Here is a 15,996-nt window from a genome sequence, read left to right on the forward strand (position 1 = left end):
GTTATACGGTTATTTCTTTTTCTATTAATGATTTAAAATCTTCTAAAGGCATACTGCCTAAATCCCCTTCGCCATGCTTTCTTACCGAAACGGTGCCTTCTGCCGCTTCCTTTTCGCCAACAATAAGCATGTAAGGTATCTTTTTAACTTCTGCGTCCCGAATTTTTCTACCGATCTTTTCGTCCCGCAAGTCAATAAGACCGCGAATATCGTGTTTTTTTAAGGTATCTGAAATTTTTTTTGCATATTCTTCATATTTTTCCGATATGGGTAGGATTGAATATTGCTCCGGTGTTAACCATAACGGGAAATTACCGGCACAATGCTCAATCAAAACAGCCACAAATCGTTCCAGCGAACCAAAAGGCGCGCGGTGGATCATTACCGGCCGGTGTTTCTGGTTGTCGCTTCCGGTGTATTCCAGTTCAAAACGCTCCGGCAAATTGTAATCCACTTGGATTGTTCCCAACTGCCATTTCCGGCCCAAAGCATCTTTCACCATAAAATCCAGTTTCGGCCCATAAAAAGCAGCTTCGCCAAAAACCGTTACCGTTGGCAAACCTTTTTCGTGTGCTGCTTCAATTATCGCAGCTTCGGCTAATAACCAGTTTTCATCACTTCCGATATATTTGGTTTTGTTCTCCGGGTCACGAAGGGAAATTTGTGCCGTATAATCATCAAACCCTAAAGCTTTAAAAACATAAAGCACGATGTCAATCACTTTTTTAAACTCTTCTTTTACCTGATCCGGGCGACAAAACAAATGCGCATCATCCTGGGTAAAACCACGAACACGGGTCAATCCATGCAATTCTCCGCTTTGCTCGTAACGGTAAACTGTTCCAAACTCTGCATAACGAACGGGAAGATCTTTGTAAGAACGAGGTTTGGTTTTATAGATTTCGCAATGGTGCGGACAATTCATCGGTTTCAAAAAGAACTCCTCGCCTTCCTGCGGCGTTTTAATCGGCTGAAAAGAATCCGCGCCATATTTTTCGTAATGACCGGAAGTTACATACAGGCTTTTATGTCCGATATGCGGTGTAATTACCTGCTCGTAACCAGCTTCTTCCTGTGCTTTTTGCAGGAATCTAACTAATTTCTCACGCAAAGCTGTTCCTTTTGGCAGCCACAAAGGCAAACCCATTCCCACTTTTTCTGAGAAGGCAAACAGTTCCAGTTCCTTGCCCAACTTGCGGTGGTCGCGTTTTTTGGCTTCTTCCAGGAAGTGTAAATATTCCGTCAGCTCGCTTTGCTTTGGATAGGTAACGCCGTAAATCCTGGTCAACTGCTTACGAGTTTCATCGCCGCGCCAGTAAGCGCCGGCAACGCTCATCAACTTAATTGCCTTGATGAAAGAAGTATTCGGGATATGCGGCCCGCGGCACAAATCGATAAAATTTCCCTGCGAATAAAAAGTGATCGAACCGTCCGGCAAATCCTTGATCAGATCCAGTTTATATTCATCGCCTTTTTCAGTAAAGTATTCAATCGCATCTGCTTTAGAAACCGGTTTGCGGATAAATTCTGATTTGGTTTTGGCCAGTTCCGCCATTTTATCTTCGATCTTTTTAAAATCATCCGAAGAAAAAGGCTGGTCGCCAAAATCAACATCGTAATAAAAACCGGTTTCGATGGCTGGCCCGATTCCCAATTTCACGCCTGGGTACAAAGCTTCTAAAGCTTCGGCCATTAAATGCGCGGAAGAATGCCAAAAAGTTGCTTTTCCTTCGGTATCGTTCCAAGTCAGCAAACGGATTTTGGCATCGTTTTCAATTGGGCGGCTGGCGTCCCAAACCTGGCCATCAATTTCGGCAGCCAAAACATTTCGGGCCAAACCTTCAGAAATTGAACGGGCGACTTGCATGGCGGTAATGCCTTTGTCGTACTCGCGGACAGAGCCGTCCGGCAGTGTTAAGTGAATCATCTACAACTATGATTTTAATTTTTATGTGGTAAAAACAGTATCCATCACCTACAAAGTGATTTCGGGCAAAAGTAAGGTTTTAGGTGAGATTTTTTGCAGGAAGAATTTATGCCGGTAAAAGAAGTATGACGATTTAAGTTTATATTTGAAAGTATGGAAAAAGTTAAGCAAGGATTGGATTCAGCAGAAATTGAACAATTAAAACAAAACCTGAAACTTACGTACAAAGAACGTTTTTTGATGTTGACCCGTTTGTACAAAATCCAACAAACAATGAACAAGGCTACGATCATCCATAAACCGTTTATCAGTAAATAATTATTGTGGATATTTTTGATGAAGAAATATTAAAATTTTGGAAAGCGTTGCAAAACCATGATGTTAAATATATTATGGTTGGAGGTTTTGCTACTAATTTGCATGGATACCAACGTTATACGGGCGACATGGATATTTGGATAAAAGACACCATTGAAAATAGAAAGCAGTTACGTAGCGCGTTTATAAATTGTGATATGGGCGATTATCCGATGATCGAATACATGCAGTTTATTCCTGGTTGGACTGAATTTCGTTTAAACAATAGCTTAATCTTGGATATACTTATTGATATGAAAGGCTTAGAAGGTTATAGTTTTGATGAATGTTTAGAAATGGCTTCTGTTGCCGATATTGATGGAATAAAAGTTCCATTTTTACATCTTAACCAATTAATTACAAATAAGAAAACAGTAAACCGGCCAAAAGATCAAATCGATGTATTAGCACTGGAGGAAATTAAAAAATTTAGAGGAGATAATTGAAGGTGCTTTTTTTAATTTGATACTTCTTTTAGCGAATAAAATTATCGTAATTGAAAAATCAATCCAGAAAGTTCAAGGAGGATTTTACTTCTGCCAAAAAATACGTTTTCATCCGTCCGGACTTGTATTCACTTTCACGACGAAGTATTTCCTCTTTCTGCTCGTCTGTTAACAATAGATATTTACCATCTAAAACACCGCGTACTTGTTGCTTTTCAGATTCGCTTAATTGCTGTATCGCTTCAATTAATTGGTTAATGGAAAGGCTTACTGAAATCATATTTCAAATTTAAGAATTTTTTGTTCAAATTTTTGCAGGAAGAATTTATGCCGGTAAAAGAAGTATGCTGATTTAAGCTTATATTTGAAAGTATGGAAGAAATTAAGCAAGGATTGGATGCCGCTAAAATTGAACAATTGAAAAAAAATTTGAAATTGACATACAAAGAACGTTTTGAAATGTTAACGCGCTTGTATAAAATCCAGCAAACGATGAACAAGGCTACGATTATTCATAAACAATTAATCGCTAAATAATAGTTATGGATATTTTTGATATTTGTACGGGTAAAAACAACTACAAAAATTTATGTTTATATTGATTGTTGCAATTCCTTAGATTTAAAAAATACTGCACCTTTAGCATTTTCATACCAGGCATTTACTGGTCTGTCTGATGGATATCCAAACTGACTTCTAAATGCCTTTCGTTCTGAAGTAAAATCCCACCATTTCTTTTTGCTGTCGGGATAGTTTGCATAATGCACAACTAACCAAAATTGATCTTCAACACAAGAGTCAGTCCATTTTCCTATATGCTTTTCATAAGCGTTTAATAATTCCGGGCCTGATTTATCTTTCAACGAAACAAGGTTGTAATAACCTAACAGCATTAAATCTTTTACAAACTTTATACCTATGGAATCTATACTTTGAAATTCGAACAATGCTTTCAAAGTTTTGATCCTTTCCGCACTTGCATCCAATATTGTAATCACTTCATCAATAGCATAATTAGCTAATACTTTTTGTGAAACTTTTTTGGACTTAATTAGATGTTTCTCCTCTTGCGTTAATTCTAAGTCAATAATTTTTTTCATCATTATTCATCCTCTGCAAAAGTAAGCATGAAGTTATTGTTATCTTGAATAGAAAATTCCGTTGCACCATAAAATGTGGTTTCCATGCCTTGCAATATGGTTACCTTATCTTTAATATCTTGATAAAACTGGCGAATGCTTTTAACTTTGATATACAACAATAATGATCCGCCACTTTGCCTTGATACAATGGGTAACATATTTTCAATACTTGCAAAGGTTTGAAACATAAAAGTAACGCTGCCATTCATCATTAAGGCAAATACAGGATTACCGTCATCAGGAACTTCAGTTATAACTTGAAATCCAAGTATTTTATAAAAGGAAATAGTTTCTTGAAGGTCTTTTACGTACAAATTTGGAGATACAGCTTCCATAAGTTTTTTTGCTAAAAATAGTAGCTTTTTAACTCAATAACAAGTTTTATTATCGAAGTTTATCTAAAAAAAATAAAAACTTATTTACAACGAGATACTTCTTTCACCACCCTAAAACCAACTTCAAACATTGCCCCAGCCACTGGCCAAAACATCGGCCAGGTGTACTGTTTTTATCGGTAAATTATTCTTGTCGATATATCCTTACAAATTTAATTTATGAAATTATTAACTCGTTGTAGGATGTTCAGAGCTTTTCAATTTCATAAACAGGAAGTTTAGTGATTTTCGCAATAAACCCAATAGCTAACCCCTCTTTTTTTAGTTCGCGGGCGATAGCAACAGCTTCTTCATGTTTGCCTTTTTCAATGCCCTTTTCGATTCCTTCCTTTTCAGCCCTGTTCAATAAAAATTCTTCGATGCCCATCGCTTTTAACTTTTATGATGTTTAAAGCTTTTCAATTTCATTAGCAGTAAGTTTAGTGATTTTCGCAATAAACCCAATAGCTAACCCCTCTTTTTTTAGTTCGCGGGCGATAGCAACAGCTTCTTCATGTTTGCCTTTTTCGATTCCCTTTTCAATGCCTTTTTCAATACCTTTTTCAATGCCCTTTTCAATACCTTTTTCAATACCTTGCTTTTCGGCCCGGTCCAATAAAAATTCTTCGATACCCATCGTTATATTTTTTTCTGTTAAACTACCGATCTCTTGTTCAAATTTAGTAAACATCTCCTGGTTTTCAAAACGCAGGTAATACCGCAAAAAGTTCATTACCTGTCGTATTTTGTCTTTAGGCATTTGTTTAATCAGCAGGCGTTTGGCCAAAGCGTAGGCCAGGTCAAATAGTTGCTGGTCTTCCAGTTTCTTTCGGCAAAGCACCAGTTTGGCCGATAGCACGGCCATGGCAAAAGGGTTGTTGCTTGCCTCCAGTACCGCATCGTCCTGGTCCAGGATTTTATAAGTGTTATAGCTGTAGTGTACCTTTGTCCCGAGGTATTCCCTTTCATAAAATTTGGGATGGAACTTTTTGTTGGTATCGGCAAAAATAGCAAATGCGGTAATTGGTTTATCATACCTGTCCAGGATGCGGTAATAATACTGGAACATCCTTTTGGCGAAACCCTGATCGGTGTAGCCCTGTACTTCCACGTGTACCAGTATCCATTCTTCCGACCCGTTTTGCGTAAATACTTTAACCAGTTTATCCACGTAGCGCGGGGCATATTGGTTTTCTTCCGGCGGGAACAATTGTTCCAACTCCTTATCCAAGTATTCAAACCCTTTTTCGAGATCAAATATTTGTTCAGCATCCGGGTAAAAGAATTTCAAAAAGTCGTCAAACAAATCTTCTAAGGCAGCTTTCCAAAGGATATCGTTACGGTTCATGCTGAAAAAATTAAAGGCCCGAATGTAGCTGAATTTTTTGGTGGGCGATGATACCTGAATTGATGCCGATACTTCTTTTACCACCCTAAAATCAGCCTCAAACATTGCCATAACACCATCCAAAACATTGGCAAGACGTGCTGTTTTTATCGGCGGATTTCTGCGTATTCAAGGTTTTGTAAATTCAATGTTTATAAAAACTACTTATCTCCGTAATGCCCAATTGCAGATACAACAAAAACAGTGATTACCAATTCATCAATCCTATAAATTAACCTGTTTTTTTTGTTGATTTGCCTTGACCAATAACCCGATAATTTGAATTTTAATTTTTCAGGTTTGCCAGTGCCTGTTTGCGGATGTTCTGCCAGTTCTTCAAAAATAATTTCAACTCTTTTGATCGAAGCTTTGTCGCCTGATTTTTTAAGGGCCTGAAGTTCTTTTTGAGCCGTTTTTTCGACTACGATAATATACTTGCCCATATATCTTTAGGGTCTGCAATAGTTACAATTTCAGCGTTTTTGATATTTTCTTCTGCTTGCAAAATCCGTTTAATTAACTCAGGATTGGTTGATAATGAATCAATATCTGAAAGCGGCGTTAACAGATAAGCTTTGTCTTTATCACGCTGAACTACAATTTGAACATTTGTATCCAAAAGATCAAAATACTTTTTCTGGTTTTTTGAGAATTCTTCGCTACTGATCACTAACATAACAAATGGAATTAATTTACTAATATATCATTTTTAAAAGAATCAATACTTCTTTTACCGCCTAAAAATCAACCTCAAACATTGCCCCAGCCGCTGGCCAAAACATCAGCCAGGTGTACTGTTTTTATCGGCAAATTATTTTTGTCAATGTAACCCTGCAAATGCAGCAAACAGGAAGCATCGGTAGAAATAATATAATCGGCCTCCAAAGCCAACGCCTGGTCAATTTTTTGCTGCGCCATCGCCGTAGAAATTGCCTCAAACTTTACGGCAAATGTTCCGCCGAAACCGCAGCAAGTATCGCTGTCGGGCAGTTCCAGCAGTTCCAATCCGTGTACTTTTTCAAGCAATTTTCGCGGTTCTGCTTTGATTTTGCATTCGCGCAAAGCAGAACAACTATCGTGGTAAACGGCTTTTCCTTCCAGTTCGGCACCAAAATAATCCTGCTCCATCACATTAATCAGAAAGTCGGAAAGCTCGTGAATATGGTTTTGGATCGAACGGCACTTGTTGTGCACGGCCGTATTGGTAAACAAATCGTTGTAATAATTTTTGACCATACCGGTACATGAAGCGGAAGGCGAAACAATAAAATGCTGATCGGTAAAATCTTCCAGAAATTTGTTGCCGATGGCTTTGGCATCGTCCCAAAAACCGGCGTTAAAAGCAGGCTGGCCGCAGCAGGTTTGGTTTGGGTTATAAATTACTTCGCAACCTACTTTTTCTAACAATTTTATGGTGCTAAAAGCAGTATCCGGATAAAGCTGATCAATAAAACAAGGAATAAATAGTTCAACTTTCATTTAGTTTCCCGGATTTTTGAGGCTGTAAAACTCGGCATTATTGTTAAGGTTTTTTTCGCCGGATCGTAAAGAAAACAATAAAACGAAACCGATGACGAACAAAATGGTGAGGAAAAGGATCGAATTGCGCATGTTTCCGGTGAGTTCTTCGATAAAACCAAAACCAAACAAACCGGCCACAATGGCCACTTTTTCGGTTACATCGTAAAAACTAAAAAACGAAGCCGTATCCGGAATATTTTCGGGCAGAAACTTGGAATACGTAGAACGCGAAAGCGACTGGATACCGCCCATCACCAAACCAACAATCACGGCCAAACCATAAAATTCGGCAGCGGTGGTGATAAAATAAGCAAAAACGCAAACGCCAATCCACAATAAAACCACGGCCATCAGTACGGGTGTATTGCCAAATTTTTCCGACATTTTTGACATCAGCGTTGCACCGCCGATGGCCACCAATTGGATAATCAAAATAATAGAAATCAAAGCCGGAGTTCCTAAATGCAGCTCCTTTTCGCCAAAGTTTGCAGCCACCAGCATGATGGTTTGCACGCCCATCGAGTAAAAGAAAAAGGCCGGTAAAAAACGCTTCAGCAAAGGCATGTTTTGCACTTTCGCCCAAACGTTTTTCAGTTCTTCAAAACCGTTGTGTACTTTTTGCTGGTTCAGTTTGTTAAAGTTCGGACTTCCTTTCGGCAATACTTTAAAAGGGATTTGGGCGAAACCGATCCACCATAAACCAACCAGCAAAAAGCTTAGGCGGGCCGGAAAAGTTGCATCGGTAATGCCAAAAGTTTTTGGCGATAATACAAATACAAAACAAATGATCTGCAGCAAAACGCTACCGATATAACCATAAGTAAAACCTTTCGCACTTACCGAATCTTGCTGGTCAATTGTTGCAATTTCGGGCAAATACGAATTGTAAAAAACCGCTCCTCCGCAGTAACCAATCGCTGCAATGGCAAAACAAATCACGCCGATTTCCAACGTATCCAACTTAAAAAAATACAAACCGCAGCAGGCCAAAGCGCCAAGCCAGGTAAAAAACTGCATGTACGTTTTTTTATTCCCGCGGTAATCGGCAATGGAAGTTAAAATGGGCGTTAAAAAAGCAATAATGAGGTAAGCAACCGCCAGCGCGTAGTTGGAAAGCGCCGTGTTGACAAAGCTTTTTCCGAAAAATAAAACTTTATCGCCATGTTCTTTTGTTGTAGTAATTGCCGTATAATAGGCCGGGAAAATGGTGGACGTGATGACTAAATTGTAAGCAGAATTTGCCCAATCAAACATGGCCCATGCCTTGATGGCCTTTTTGTTATTTTTGATCTCCATACTTCCCGCAAAGTAAGTATAATTTAAGAAAACCGGAATTGACGAACAAACAGGAAATAAAATGCCCGCATTGCCATGAATGGACTTTATGGCGAGGGCATATTGACGACCGCTGTTTGTACTGTGGCGAGTTCCTGGAGGTCGAAAATTTTACCAAATCGGTAGAAACCAAAATACAACGCGAGGTAAAAAAAGAGGCGGATTTTTTGTTTGTGCGGGAAGAAGACAGCCCGTTTGTCAAAAAACTCAAAACAAGATTGCGGCCCATCCGCACGGCTTTTTACTATGCACAAATCGGTTTTGTGGTTTTCATTTCAGCGCTTTTATGGTTAATCGGTATCCTTTCAGCTTGATGATGAAGACACTTTTAAATCCTTGGTTTTTAGTTTTTTGTGTGCTTTGGGCGGTTTTTTATCTGGCGAAAATCAGCCACCATCCGATACTGTTTTTACACGGGTATTTTACGGATCTGCTGGCCGTTCCCGTGGTGGCCAACCTCGGGCTTTGGTTCCAACGAATTTTTGCCGGTAAAAGAAGCATCTACGTTTTAAAGCCCGGACACGTTATTTTTATCGTGGTTTATATTTCCTTGGTTTTTGAGTGGTTTTTGCCGAAGTACGATCCGCAGAAATACACCGGCGACTGGCTGGATGTGCTGCTTTACATTTTGGGCGGACTGTTTTTTTTCTTCGTGATGAACAAACCGCTGACCAATGACCGAATTAAACGCCCGGCCTAAATCCGCAGCAATTTAAAAAACAAAGCCTTTACTGTTGCTGTATTACGATCATGGTAACCAAAACCGAACGCAAAAACTGGCAGCAACACGCCACCGAAATTTCAGCCAATGATTTAAAACAATTTGGCACAACCGTAGTCATCTCGCCGCATGAAGACGATGAATCATTAGGTTGCGGCGGAACGATTGCCTTGCTGCGGCAAATGGATGTTCCGGTTTTTGTGGTTTTTGTGAGCGACGGCAGCAAATCTCACCCAAACTCCAAAAAATTTCCGGCAGAAAAACTACGCGAACTGCGCGAAGCGGAAGCGTTAAAAGCTTTGCAAATCCTCGACGTTCCAATGGAAAATGCTTCTTTTATGCGGTTAAAAGACACGGCCGTTCCCAATCAAAATTTTCCTGATTTTGATGCCGCCGTCCAACAAATGCTGGAAATTTTAAAAGGCATCAACCCAAAAACCATATTGGTAACCTGGGAAAAAGACCCGCACGCGGACCACCGTTCGTCCTGGCAAATCCTAAATCAAGCCGTACTTCAACTTGAAACACAACCACGCGTGCTGCAATATTTAATCTGGATTTGGGAATTAGGAAAAAAAGCAGATATTTCTCAGGATGAAGCAGTTAAATGGTTTCAGGTGAATATCAAACCGGTGGCTGAAATCAAGAAAAAAGCGGTTGAAGCGCATGCCTCTCAAACCACACGGTTGATTGACGACGACCCGGAAGGCTTTATCCTTTCACCCGAAATTTTGGCCCATTTTGATGATGGCGAGGAACTTTTTATCGAAAGTAAACCTTTTGTTTCGGACCATCCTGAAAAAGCCAATTCTCTATCGGCTGATTTTTTTAATGAATTTTACAGCCACGGCGATGACCCCTGGCATTTTGAAAGCAGCCCTTACGAACGGAGCAAATACCAGGCAACGCTTGCTGCTTTGCCCCGCGAAATTTACCAAAACGCTTTTGAAATTGGCTGTTCCATTGGTGTATTGACAAAAATGCTGGCGCCAAAATGCAAAAAACTATTGGCGGTAGAACCGGCAGATGTGCCTTTGCAAAAAGCAAAAGAAAGGCTGAAAGCTGATGCGCACGTCCAGTTGCAAAAAATGTTTGTGCCGCAGGATTTTCCACAAGAACAGTTTGATTTAATCCTGCTTTCGGAGGTCGGTTATTTTTTAAGTTGGGAAGATTTGCAGAAACTGGCCGGTTTGATGACCGAACATTTACAACCGGGCGGGCAGTTGTTGCTGGTGCATTGGACGCCTGTGGTGGCAGAATTCCCATTGACCGGAGACGAGGTGCACGATTACTTCTTGAATTTATGCCAGCAAAAGAAGCATATGAAACAGGTGCTGCACCAGCGGCACGAAAAGTTCAGGCTGGATTTGTTTGAGAAAAACTAAAGTTGTTCAAACTTTTTAGTGCATTGTTTAGCTTTTTTATTGTGGAAATTTGCAATGCTTCTTTTACCGGGTAAAAATTGGTGTTGTAAATATTTGATAAACTACAAAACTATATGGCTATGATTTTTAGGTGGTAAAAGAAGCATTGATTTAAAAAAGAGAGCCGGAAAAAAAGTTTAAGCAATTTCATTGTTCACAAACTGCCTTAAAGCAACAATCGCTTCGGTAATATGCACCAGTTCCCATTTTTTGCCCCATTTGCCGCGGCCAATTTTCTTGCGTACATTTTCCCAAAACTGTCCGAAATACTGGTTTGTTATCAGTTCATTGTGCAGCCAGTTGGGGTTTACCAATAAATCTCCGGCCACTTTTTTCAAGGCTTCCTGGTCATAAAAACCATTTTTCAGGTATTCTTCCCGGCATTGCCGCAAAACGCGTTTGCTTTTAAACTTGATGATCCAGGCTTCGGCCTGCTCCACTTCCTGCGTGTGGCCGTAACGCGTATAGCCCGACCATCGCCGCAACTGTTCCGAAAACCCAACCTTAACCCTGCCCGACATCCGAGTTGAAGTATAAGCCTTTACGGCAGGCGTTTTCCGAATGCGGACGTCCATCCGTTGCAAAGCCTGGTGAAAAGCGTTGTCTTCCAAAAAAGGCACTTGCGGCAAACGGCCAACCTGGTGGTAAACCAGACAGGTAACAGCCATGCTTGCTCCAAAATACTGATAATGCCGCGGCCAGGGGTCGTGTTCTTCCGGGTCCAGCATGGCTTCTGCCCTCGCCAGTAAACTTCGGTAGGCCACATCGCGCAAATGGTACAGCCTTGCCTTTTTCTGGTTGCTGTAAGTCAAAATCCGGCCGCCAACCGCATCGCAGCCTTTTTCTATTTCCTGCAAAATATGGTAAACCCAGCAGTTATCCACAAAAGTATCGCCATCGGTAGAAGCAATAATGCCGTTGCTGTTTCCGGCAGCAGTTAAACGGCGGTAAGCCTCATCCATTAAAAGCCCTCGCACAAAACCAATGTTTGCTTTGGATGTCGGAAGTTTGATTTCTGCCATATGCAATGCAAAATCAGGGTATTTTTGCTGATAGTTTTTTGCGATTTCAAAAGTTTGGTCAGTACAATTATTGGCCAAAAGCAAAACTTCGTAATGCAAAGGGTTTAAAGGTTTGCCGCAAGTATCGGTCTGCAAACGCAACGCGTCCAATGTTTTGCGCAGGTTTCGGGCCTCATTTCTTGCCGGGACAACAACAGAGATTTTCAAAGAATTTGCCGGGGTTTTGGCTTGGTTGAAAACACCCGAATATTTTGCAGTGTTTGGGTTAGAGGCTAAACAATCGATCTCCATTTTTAAACTTAGTAGCGTAATTACTGATTTTGGGGTGATAAAAACAGTATTGCCCTACAACCAACATATTATAAAATTGTTGGTTTAAGATGAAATTTATTACAGGCACAATTTATTAAACAAGTTGATGTTGTAAATTTAGCCTAATCTGTAAATTAAAATTCCTGATAGTTAAAGTTTGTTTGTTAAGTTTAAAAACTTATTCTATTGCTGGCAACAAACCAAAATTAAAATTACCTGTCTCAAACCGTATGTCAACTTCTACACTGCTCAATAATAAAACCAGTATCCTGAAAGGTGCTTTCCGCCCAGATTTTATCCGCAATGAAACTTTAGTTGATCAGTTCCGGCAATCGGCAGAAATATATGGGGTAAAAACAGCATTGATCTTTGGCAATGAAACACTTACCTACCGGCAATTAGACCGTTGGAGCGATGCCATTGCCGCTGATTTGGCCGAAAGAGGCATTAAAAGGGGCGATAAAGTAGGCATTTGGTACAAGCGCGGCCTGTGTTTGCATGCGGCCATCATCGGTATTATTAAAGCCGGTGCGGCTTATATTCCGGTTGACCGTGAAATCCCGGCCGAACGCGTGGAAACGATTTTTACCGAAGTAGAAGCAAACGGATACATTAGCGAGGATTTGCTGAACTTGGATTTCCCAAGGTTTGATATCCGCTCGATGCCTGCCGCTGATGAAAACATTATTGTTCCCGAAGGCCCTTTGCCCGATAATTTAGCTTACGTTTTATATACTTCCGGCAGTACGGGCAAACCAAAAGGCATCCCGATTGGGCATCGGCAAATTTGCCATTTGGTACGGTCGGAGCAAAGCGTGATCCAAATCCAAGAAACCGACCTCGTTTACCAGGGCTTTTCCGTTTCTTTTGATATGTGGTGCGAAGAAACCTGGGTGAGTTATTTTGCCGGTGCCACACTTTGGGTTGCCGATAATACTACCTCCAAAGCAATTGACGAGTTGAGCGATGTGCTGAACCGCGAAAAAATAACGGTGCTGCACGCTGTGCCCAGTTTGCTGGCGGTAATGGAAGACAATATTCCATCATTGCGTTTGGTAAATGCTGGCGGCGAAGCTTGTACGGTTCAGGTTTTAAACCGATGGTCAACGCCGAACCGTATTTTTTACAACAGTTACGGCCCGACGGAAACAACCGTGAGCGCTACTTTTGCCCCATTAAAACCCGGCGATCCGATCACGATCGGCGATCCTTTGCCCAATTATAACCTGGCTGTTGTTGACGAAAAATTAAACCCATTGCCATTTGGCGAACGCGGTGAACTGGTTATTTCCGGCCCCGGCGTTGCTGAAGGTTATGTAAAGCTGCCACAGTTGACTGCCGAAAAGTTTGTGCTAAAAACAGCATCGCTTGCAGATATGCCGGGCGACCGGATTTACCGTACCGGAGACGCAGCTTTGATTAAAGAAGACGGCAGCATTGAGTTTTTAGGAAGGTTTGACGACCAGATCAAACTGCGTGGTTACCGGATTGAATTAGGCGAGATCGAAACCAAGCTGGCCGGTTTGCAGGATGTTTCCGCTGCTGCTGTTGCCGTAAAAAAAGACAACGCCGGGCAGGAGCAGTTGGTAGGTTACATCGTTACCGAAGGCGGCATTGAACTGGAAGAAAACCTGCTGCGCTTGGAACTGGCCAAGGTTTTACCATCCTACATGGTTCCGGCCACCATTATGCGGCTGGTTGAGATGCCGCGCATGCCCAGCGGAAAAGTAAACCGCAAAGCCTTGCCAACGCCCGAATCTTTACTGCAAAACACCAATTCCGACGCAGAAGAGAATTTGGACCTGAACGCGCCCCTGCCCGACCGCTTGCTCAACATGCTGCGCAAAACCTTTCCCAATAAAACCATTGACCTTTCGATGGATTTTTTTGATGACCTGGGCGGACATTCCTTGCTTGCTGCCGGTTTGGTTTCCCGTCTGCGGCGCGAAGGCGGCGTACCGAAAGCTTCTTTGCGCGATATTTACCTGCACCGGCCATTGCAAAAACTGGCCGAAGTTTGGGAGCAGCAAACCCCGGTTGATAAAAAACCCGAACGCAAATTTCACAAAGTAAAACCATTAAATTATTACCTGTGCTGGGCGGCGCAAACGTTAGCTTTAGGTTTTATCTATGCTGTTTTTGCCATACAAATTTTTGTGCCTTACTTAGGTTATTATTATATTGAGCAGGAAACCGGCCATTTGGGTTACGCCATCCTCACCGCACTCGTGATGTTTTGCTTTGTTCCGATCCTTTTTTCACTCACCTCAATCGGCACAAAATGGCTGGTGATCGGCAAGATGAAAGAAGGCGATTACCCGCTTTGGGGAACTTATTATTTCCGCTGGTGGCTGGTTAAAACCGTCCAACGCCTGCTTACCGTTCAGTTTTTAAACGGAACGCCTTTGTACCCGGTTTACTTAAAAATGCTGGGCGTAAAAGTTGCCCCCGATGCACAATTAAGCAATTTTACCATCGGTGCCGAAGATTTGATCACGATTGGTAGCGATGTCAGCATCAGTTCCAACGTCAATTTGAACAATGCCGTGGTTGAAGATGGTTTGCTGAAGATCCGTTCCATTGCTTTGGGCGCCCATGCTTACATCGGCACCAGTTCTATCATTGCCGGTGGTGCTGCTATGGAAGCCTGGACGGAATTACAGGATTTAAGTTACCTTCCCGAAGGAAAAACCATCCGTACCGGCGAGGTTTGGCGTGGCAGCCCGGCGCAGTTCAAAGAGAAAAAGAACCTTGCCGATTTTCCGCAACCGCTTTATGTATCCGGCAAAACTTTAACAAAATACAAAGCTTTGTTCTCATTTTCGCTGCTGATATTTCCGTTTATCATTTTGTTGCCGTTGTTGCCAGCTATCATTACGATCAATAAATTAGACAACGCCGCCGACGATTACGATTTTACCTATATGGTTCTCGTGCCTTCGCTGGCTGTGGTTTACATTTTGCTTTTCGCGCTCGAAACCATTGTGCTTACGCGCTTGCTGCAACGCAACATCAAGCCCGGCAAATATCCGTTGTACAGCCTGTTTTACTTCCGTAAATGGTTTGCAGATCAGTTGATGTCCATCAGTTTGATCGTGCTCCATCCTATTTATGCCACGGTTTATGTGTCGGCTTTTTTCCGTGCTTTGGGCGCGAAAATTGGGAAGTACACCGAAATTTCTACGGCCAGCAGCGTTACGCACCCTTTGTTAAAAATTGGCAGTGGTTCTTTTGTGGCCGATGCCGTTACTCTGGGCGAATCCGACGTGCGCGGCCAACAATTGATTTTGAATTATACTGAAATCGAAAACAATAGCTTTGTGGGCAACAGCGCACTGATCCCGCAAGGTTACAAACTGCCCAGCAACATGCTGATTGGTGTTTTGTCCATCCCGCCGGAAAAAACCGACCTGGAACAAAGTGGCGCCAAAGACTGGTTTGGCTCGCCTTCCATCGCTTTGCCACGCCGACAGGAAAGCAACCCTTTTTCTGCGGAATTGACTGCCCGGCCGCACTGGTCGAGGTTTATGGCGCGCGCAACAGTCGAGTTTATCCGCATTATTTTGCCAGAAACTGCCATTATTATTTTTTCCATCTTTTTCATTGCTTACACCCACGATTTAGTAACCGAAAACCCGTTGTGGAAAATTATCCTGCTTTTCCCGCTGTACTACCTTGGCTTCATGGGCTTGCCAGCTTTTTTTACCACAGTTTTATTAAAATACGTTCTTGTGGGGCGTTTTAAAGCCCAGCAAAAACCCATGTGGAGTTGGAAGGTATGGCGCAGCGAAGCCATCACCACCACCTACGAAGCTTTGTCAATCCCCTTCCTGCTGGATTATTTGCGCGGCACGCCCTGGCTGCCCGTTTGTATGCGCGTTTTGGGCGTAAAAGTGGGCAAACGCGTTTGGATGAACACAACCGACATTACCGAGTTTGATATGGTTTCCATTGGTGATGATGCCGCTTTGAACGAAGACTGCGGCCCGCAAACCCACTTATTTGAAGACCGCGTAATGAAAGTAGGC

18 protein-coding genes and 1 pseudogene are annotated in these 15,996 nt (G+C 42.0%); 7 read left to right on the forward strand and 12 right to left on the reverse strand.

What is annotated here, in order from left to right; genetic code table 11:
* Position 1: 1 nt before the first annotated feature.
* Positions 2-1,927, reverse strand: coding sequence for a threonine--tRNA ligase (thrS, locus tag V5804_RS01805; protein WP_369589667.1), 1,926 nt, complete (start codon positions 1,925-1,927; stop codon positions 2-4).
* A gap of 153 nt (positions 1,928-2,080) precedes the next feature.
* Between thrS and V5804_RS01810 the strand changes: the two genes are divergently transcribed.
* Both V5804_RS01810 and V5804_RS01815 read left to right on the forward strand, forming a co-directional pair.
* Positions 2,081-2,245, forward strand: a complete 165-nt coding sequence (locus V5804_RS01810; protein WP_369589668.1) for a hypothetical protein — start codon at positions 2,081-2,083, stop codon at positions 2,243-2,245.
* A 5-nt stretch (positions 2,246-2,250) separates the two neighbouring features.
* On the forward strand, positions 2,251-2,730 hold the full coding sequence (locus tag V5804_RS01815) for a hypothetical protein (RefSeq protein WP_369589669.1): 480 nt from the start codon (positions 2,251-2,253) through the stop codon (positions 2,728-2,730).
* A gap of 58 nt (positions 2,731-2,788) precedes the next feature.
* Here the strand turns inward: V5804_RS01815 and V5804_RS01820 are convergent, their stop codons facing one another.
* Complete coding sequence (locus tag V5804_RS01820) at positions 2,789-3,010, reverse strand: hypothetical protein (RefSeq protein WP_369589670.1); 222 nt, start codon at positions 3,008-3,010, stop codon at positions 2,789-2,791.
* Between the two features lie 92 nt (positions 3,011-3,102).
* Here V5804_RS01820 and V5804_RS01825 point away from each other — a divergent pair, with 92 nt between their 5' ends.
* Entirely contained in the window at positions 3,103-3,267 is a 165-nt protein-coding gene (locus V5804_RS01825; protein ID WP_369589671.1) for a hypothetical protein, read from the forward strand.
* A 56-nt stretch (positions 3,268-3,323) separates the two neighbouring features.
* Here V5804_RS01825 and V5804_RS01830 read toward each other — a convergent pair whose 3' ends face one another.
* The 9 genes and pseudogenes from V5804_RS01830 to V5804_RS01870 form a co-directional block, all read right to left on the reverse strand.
* Complete coding sequence (locus V5804_RS01830; protein WP_369589672.1) at positions 3,324-3,833, reverse strand: helix-hairpin-helix domain-containing protein; 510 nt, start codon at positions 3,831-3,833, stop codon at positions 3,324-3,326.
* A complete protein-coding gene (locus tag V5804_RS01835) occupies positions 3,833-4,207 on the reverse strand; it encodes a VOC family protein (RefSeq protein WP_369589673.1) in 375 nt (124 codons plus the stop codon). The genes V5804_RS01830 and V5804_RS01835 overlap by 1 nt, the downstream gene beginning before the upstream one ends.
* Positions 4,208-4,330: 123 nt before the next feature.
* Positions 4,331-4,423, reverse strand: a pseudogene (locus V5804_RS01840) (Fe-S oxidoreductase); the annotation flags it as partial.
* 31 nt (positions 4,424-4,454) lie between these two features.
* Entirely contained in the window at positions 4,455-4,634 is a 180-nt protein-coding gene (locus tag V5804_RS01845; protein WP_369589674.1) for a hypothetical protein, read from the reverse strand.
* A gap of 21 nt (positions 4,635-4,655) precedes the next feature.
* Positions 4,656-5,594: an Rpn family recombination-promoting nuclease/putative transposase gene (locus V5804_RS01850; protein WP_369589675.1), complete on the reverse strand. Its 939-nt coding sequence runs from the start codon at positions 5,592-5,594 to the stop codon at positions 4,656-4,658.
* 200 nt (positions 5,595-5,794) lie between these two features.
* Complete coding sequence (locus V5804_RS01855; RefSeq protein WP_369589676.1) at positions 5,795-6,076, reverse strand: Txe/YoeB family addiction module toxin; 282 nt, start codon at positions 6,074-6,076, stop codon at positions 5,795-5,797.
* Complete coding sequence (locus tag V5804_RS01860) at positions 6,055-6,309, reverse strand: hypothetical protein (protein WP_369589677.1); 255 nt, start codon at positions 6,307-6,309, stop codon at positions 6,055-6,057. The genes V5804_RS01855 and V5804_RS01860 overlap by 22 nt, the downstream gene beginning before the upstream one ends.
* A 74-nt stretch (positions 6,310-6,383) precedes the next feature.
* A complete protein-coding gene (locus V5804_RS01865) occupies positions 6,384-7,112 on the reverse strand; it encodes a (Fe-S)-binding protein (protein WP_369589678.1) in 729 nt (242 codons plus the stop codon).
* Positions 7,113-8,450, reverse strand: coding sequence for an MFS transporter (locus tag V5804_RS01870; protein WP_369589679.1), 1,338 nt, complete (start codon positions 8,448-8,450; stop codon positions 7,113-7,115).
* 38 nt (positions 8,451-8,488) lie between these two features.
* On the opposite strand from V5804_RS01870, the gene V5804_RS01875 reads away from it, so the two are divergent.
* The 3 genes from V5804_RS01875 to V5804_RS01885 are packed head-to-tail and all read left to right on the forward strand — an operon-like array spanning position 8,489 to position 10,595.
* Positions 8,489-8,803, forward strand: coding sequence for a hypothetical protein (locus tag V5804_RS01875; protein WP_369589680.1), 315 nt, complete (start codon positions 8,489-8,491; stop codon positions 8,801-8,803).
* The gene (locus tag V5804_RS01880; RefSeq protein WP_369589681.1) at positions 8,803-9,189 is read left to right on the forward strand and encodes a hypothetical protein; all 387 of its coding nucleotides are present in this window, start codon (positions 8,803-8,805) and stop codon (positions 9,187-9,189) included. The genes V5804_RS01875 and V5804_RS01880 overlap by 1 nt, the downstream gene beginning before the upstream one ends.
* Positions 9,190-9,239: 50 nt before the next feature.
* Positions 9,240-10,595, forward strand: coding sequence for a bifunctional PIG-L family deacetylase/class I SAM-dependent methyltransferase (locus tag V5804_RS01885; protein ID WP_369589682.1), 1,356 nt, complete (start codon positions 9,240-9,242; stop codon positions 10,593-10,595).
* Between the two features lie 176 nt (positions 10,596-10,771).
* On the opposite strand, the gene V5804_RS01890 is transcribed toward V5804_RS01885, so the two are convergent.
* Positions 10,772-11,863 carry a glycosyltransferase family 2 protein gene (locus tag V5804_RS01890; protein WP_369589683.1) on the reverse strand — a complete coding sequence of 364 codons (1,092 nt, stop codon included), beginning with the start codon at positions 11,861-11,863 and terminating at the stop codon, positions 10,772-10,774.
* 335 nt (positions 11,864-12,198) lie between these two features.
* Between V5804_RS01890 and V5804_RS01895 the strand changes: the two genes are divergently transcribed.
* The coding region (locus V5804_RS01895; protein ID WP_369589684.1) for a Pls/PosA family non-ribosomal peptide synthetase at positions 12,199-15,996 on the forward strand (3,798 nt) is incomplete at its 3' end.

The organism is Mucilaginibacter sp. (genome assembly GCF_041088075.1).
Taxonomy (GTDB): Bacteria; Bacteroidota; Bacteroidia; order Sphingobacteriales; family Sphingobacteriaceae; genus Mucilaginibacter_A.

What these genes read in the sequence shown, in the direction of transcription:
- V5804_RS01830 (WP_369589672.1), bottom strand. Translation starts at nt 3,833, where the DNA reads ATGATGAAAAAAATTATTGACTTAGAATTAACGCAAGAGGAGAAACAT.
- V5804_RS01850 (WP_369589675.1), bottom strand. Translation starts at nt 5,594, where the DNA reads ATGAACCGTAACGATATCCTTTGGAAAGCTGCCTTAGAAGATTTGTTT.
- V5804_RS01835 (WP_369589673.1), bottom strand. Translation starts at nt 4,207, where the DNA reads ATGGAAGCTGTATCTCCAAATTTGTACGTAAAAGACCTTCAAGAAACT.
- V5804_RS01865 (WP_369589678.1), bottom strand. Translation starts at nt 7,112, where the DNA reads ATGAAAGTTGAACTATTTATTCCTTGTTTTATTGATCAGCTTTATCCG.
- thrS (WP_369589667.1), bottom strand. Translation starts at nt 1,927, where the DNA reads ATGATTCACTTAACACTGCCGGACGGCTCTGTCCGCGAGTACGACAAA.
- V5804_RS01855 (WP_369589676.1), bottom strand. Translation starts at nt 6,076, where the DNA reads ATGGGCAAGTATATTATCGTAGTCGAAAAAACGGCTCAAAAAGAACTT.
- V5804_RS01870 (WP_369589679.1), bottom strand. Translation starts at nt 8,450, where the DNA reads ATGGAGATCAAAAATAACAAAAAGGCCATCAAGGCATGGGCCATGTTT.
- V5804_RS01880 (WP_369589681.1), top strand. Translation starts at nt 8,803, where the DNA reads ATGATGAAGACACTTTTAAATCCTTGGTTTTTAGTTTTTTGTGTGCTT.
- V5804_RS01820 (WP_369589670.1), bottom strand. Translation starts at nt 3,010, where the DNA reads ATGATTTCAGTAAGCCTTTCCATTAACCAATTAATTGAAGCGATACAG.
- V5804_RS01885 (WP_369589682.1), top strand. Translation starts at nt 9,240, where the DNA reads ATGGTAACCAAAACCGAACGCAAAAACTGGCAGCAACACGCCACCGAA.
- V5804_RS01810 (WP_369589668.1), top strand. Translation starts at nt 2,081, where the DNA reads ATGGAAAAAGTTAAGCAAGGATTGGATTCAGCAGAAATTGAACAATTA.
- V5804_RS01860 (WP_369589677.1), bottom strand. Translation starts at nt 6,309, where the DNA reads ATGTTAGTGATCAGTAGCGAAGAATTCTCAAAAAACCAGAAAAAGTAT.
- V5804_RS01845 (WP_369589674.1), bottom strand. Translation starts at nt 4,634, where the DNA reads ATGGGCATCGAAGAATTTTTATTGAACAGGGCTGAAAAGGAAGGAATC.
- V5804_RS01825 (WP_369589671.1), top strand. Translation starts at nt 3,103, where the DNA reads ATGGAAGAAATTAAGCAAGGATTGGATGCCGCTAAAATTGAACAATTG.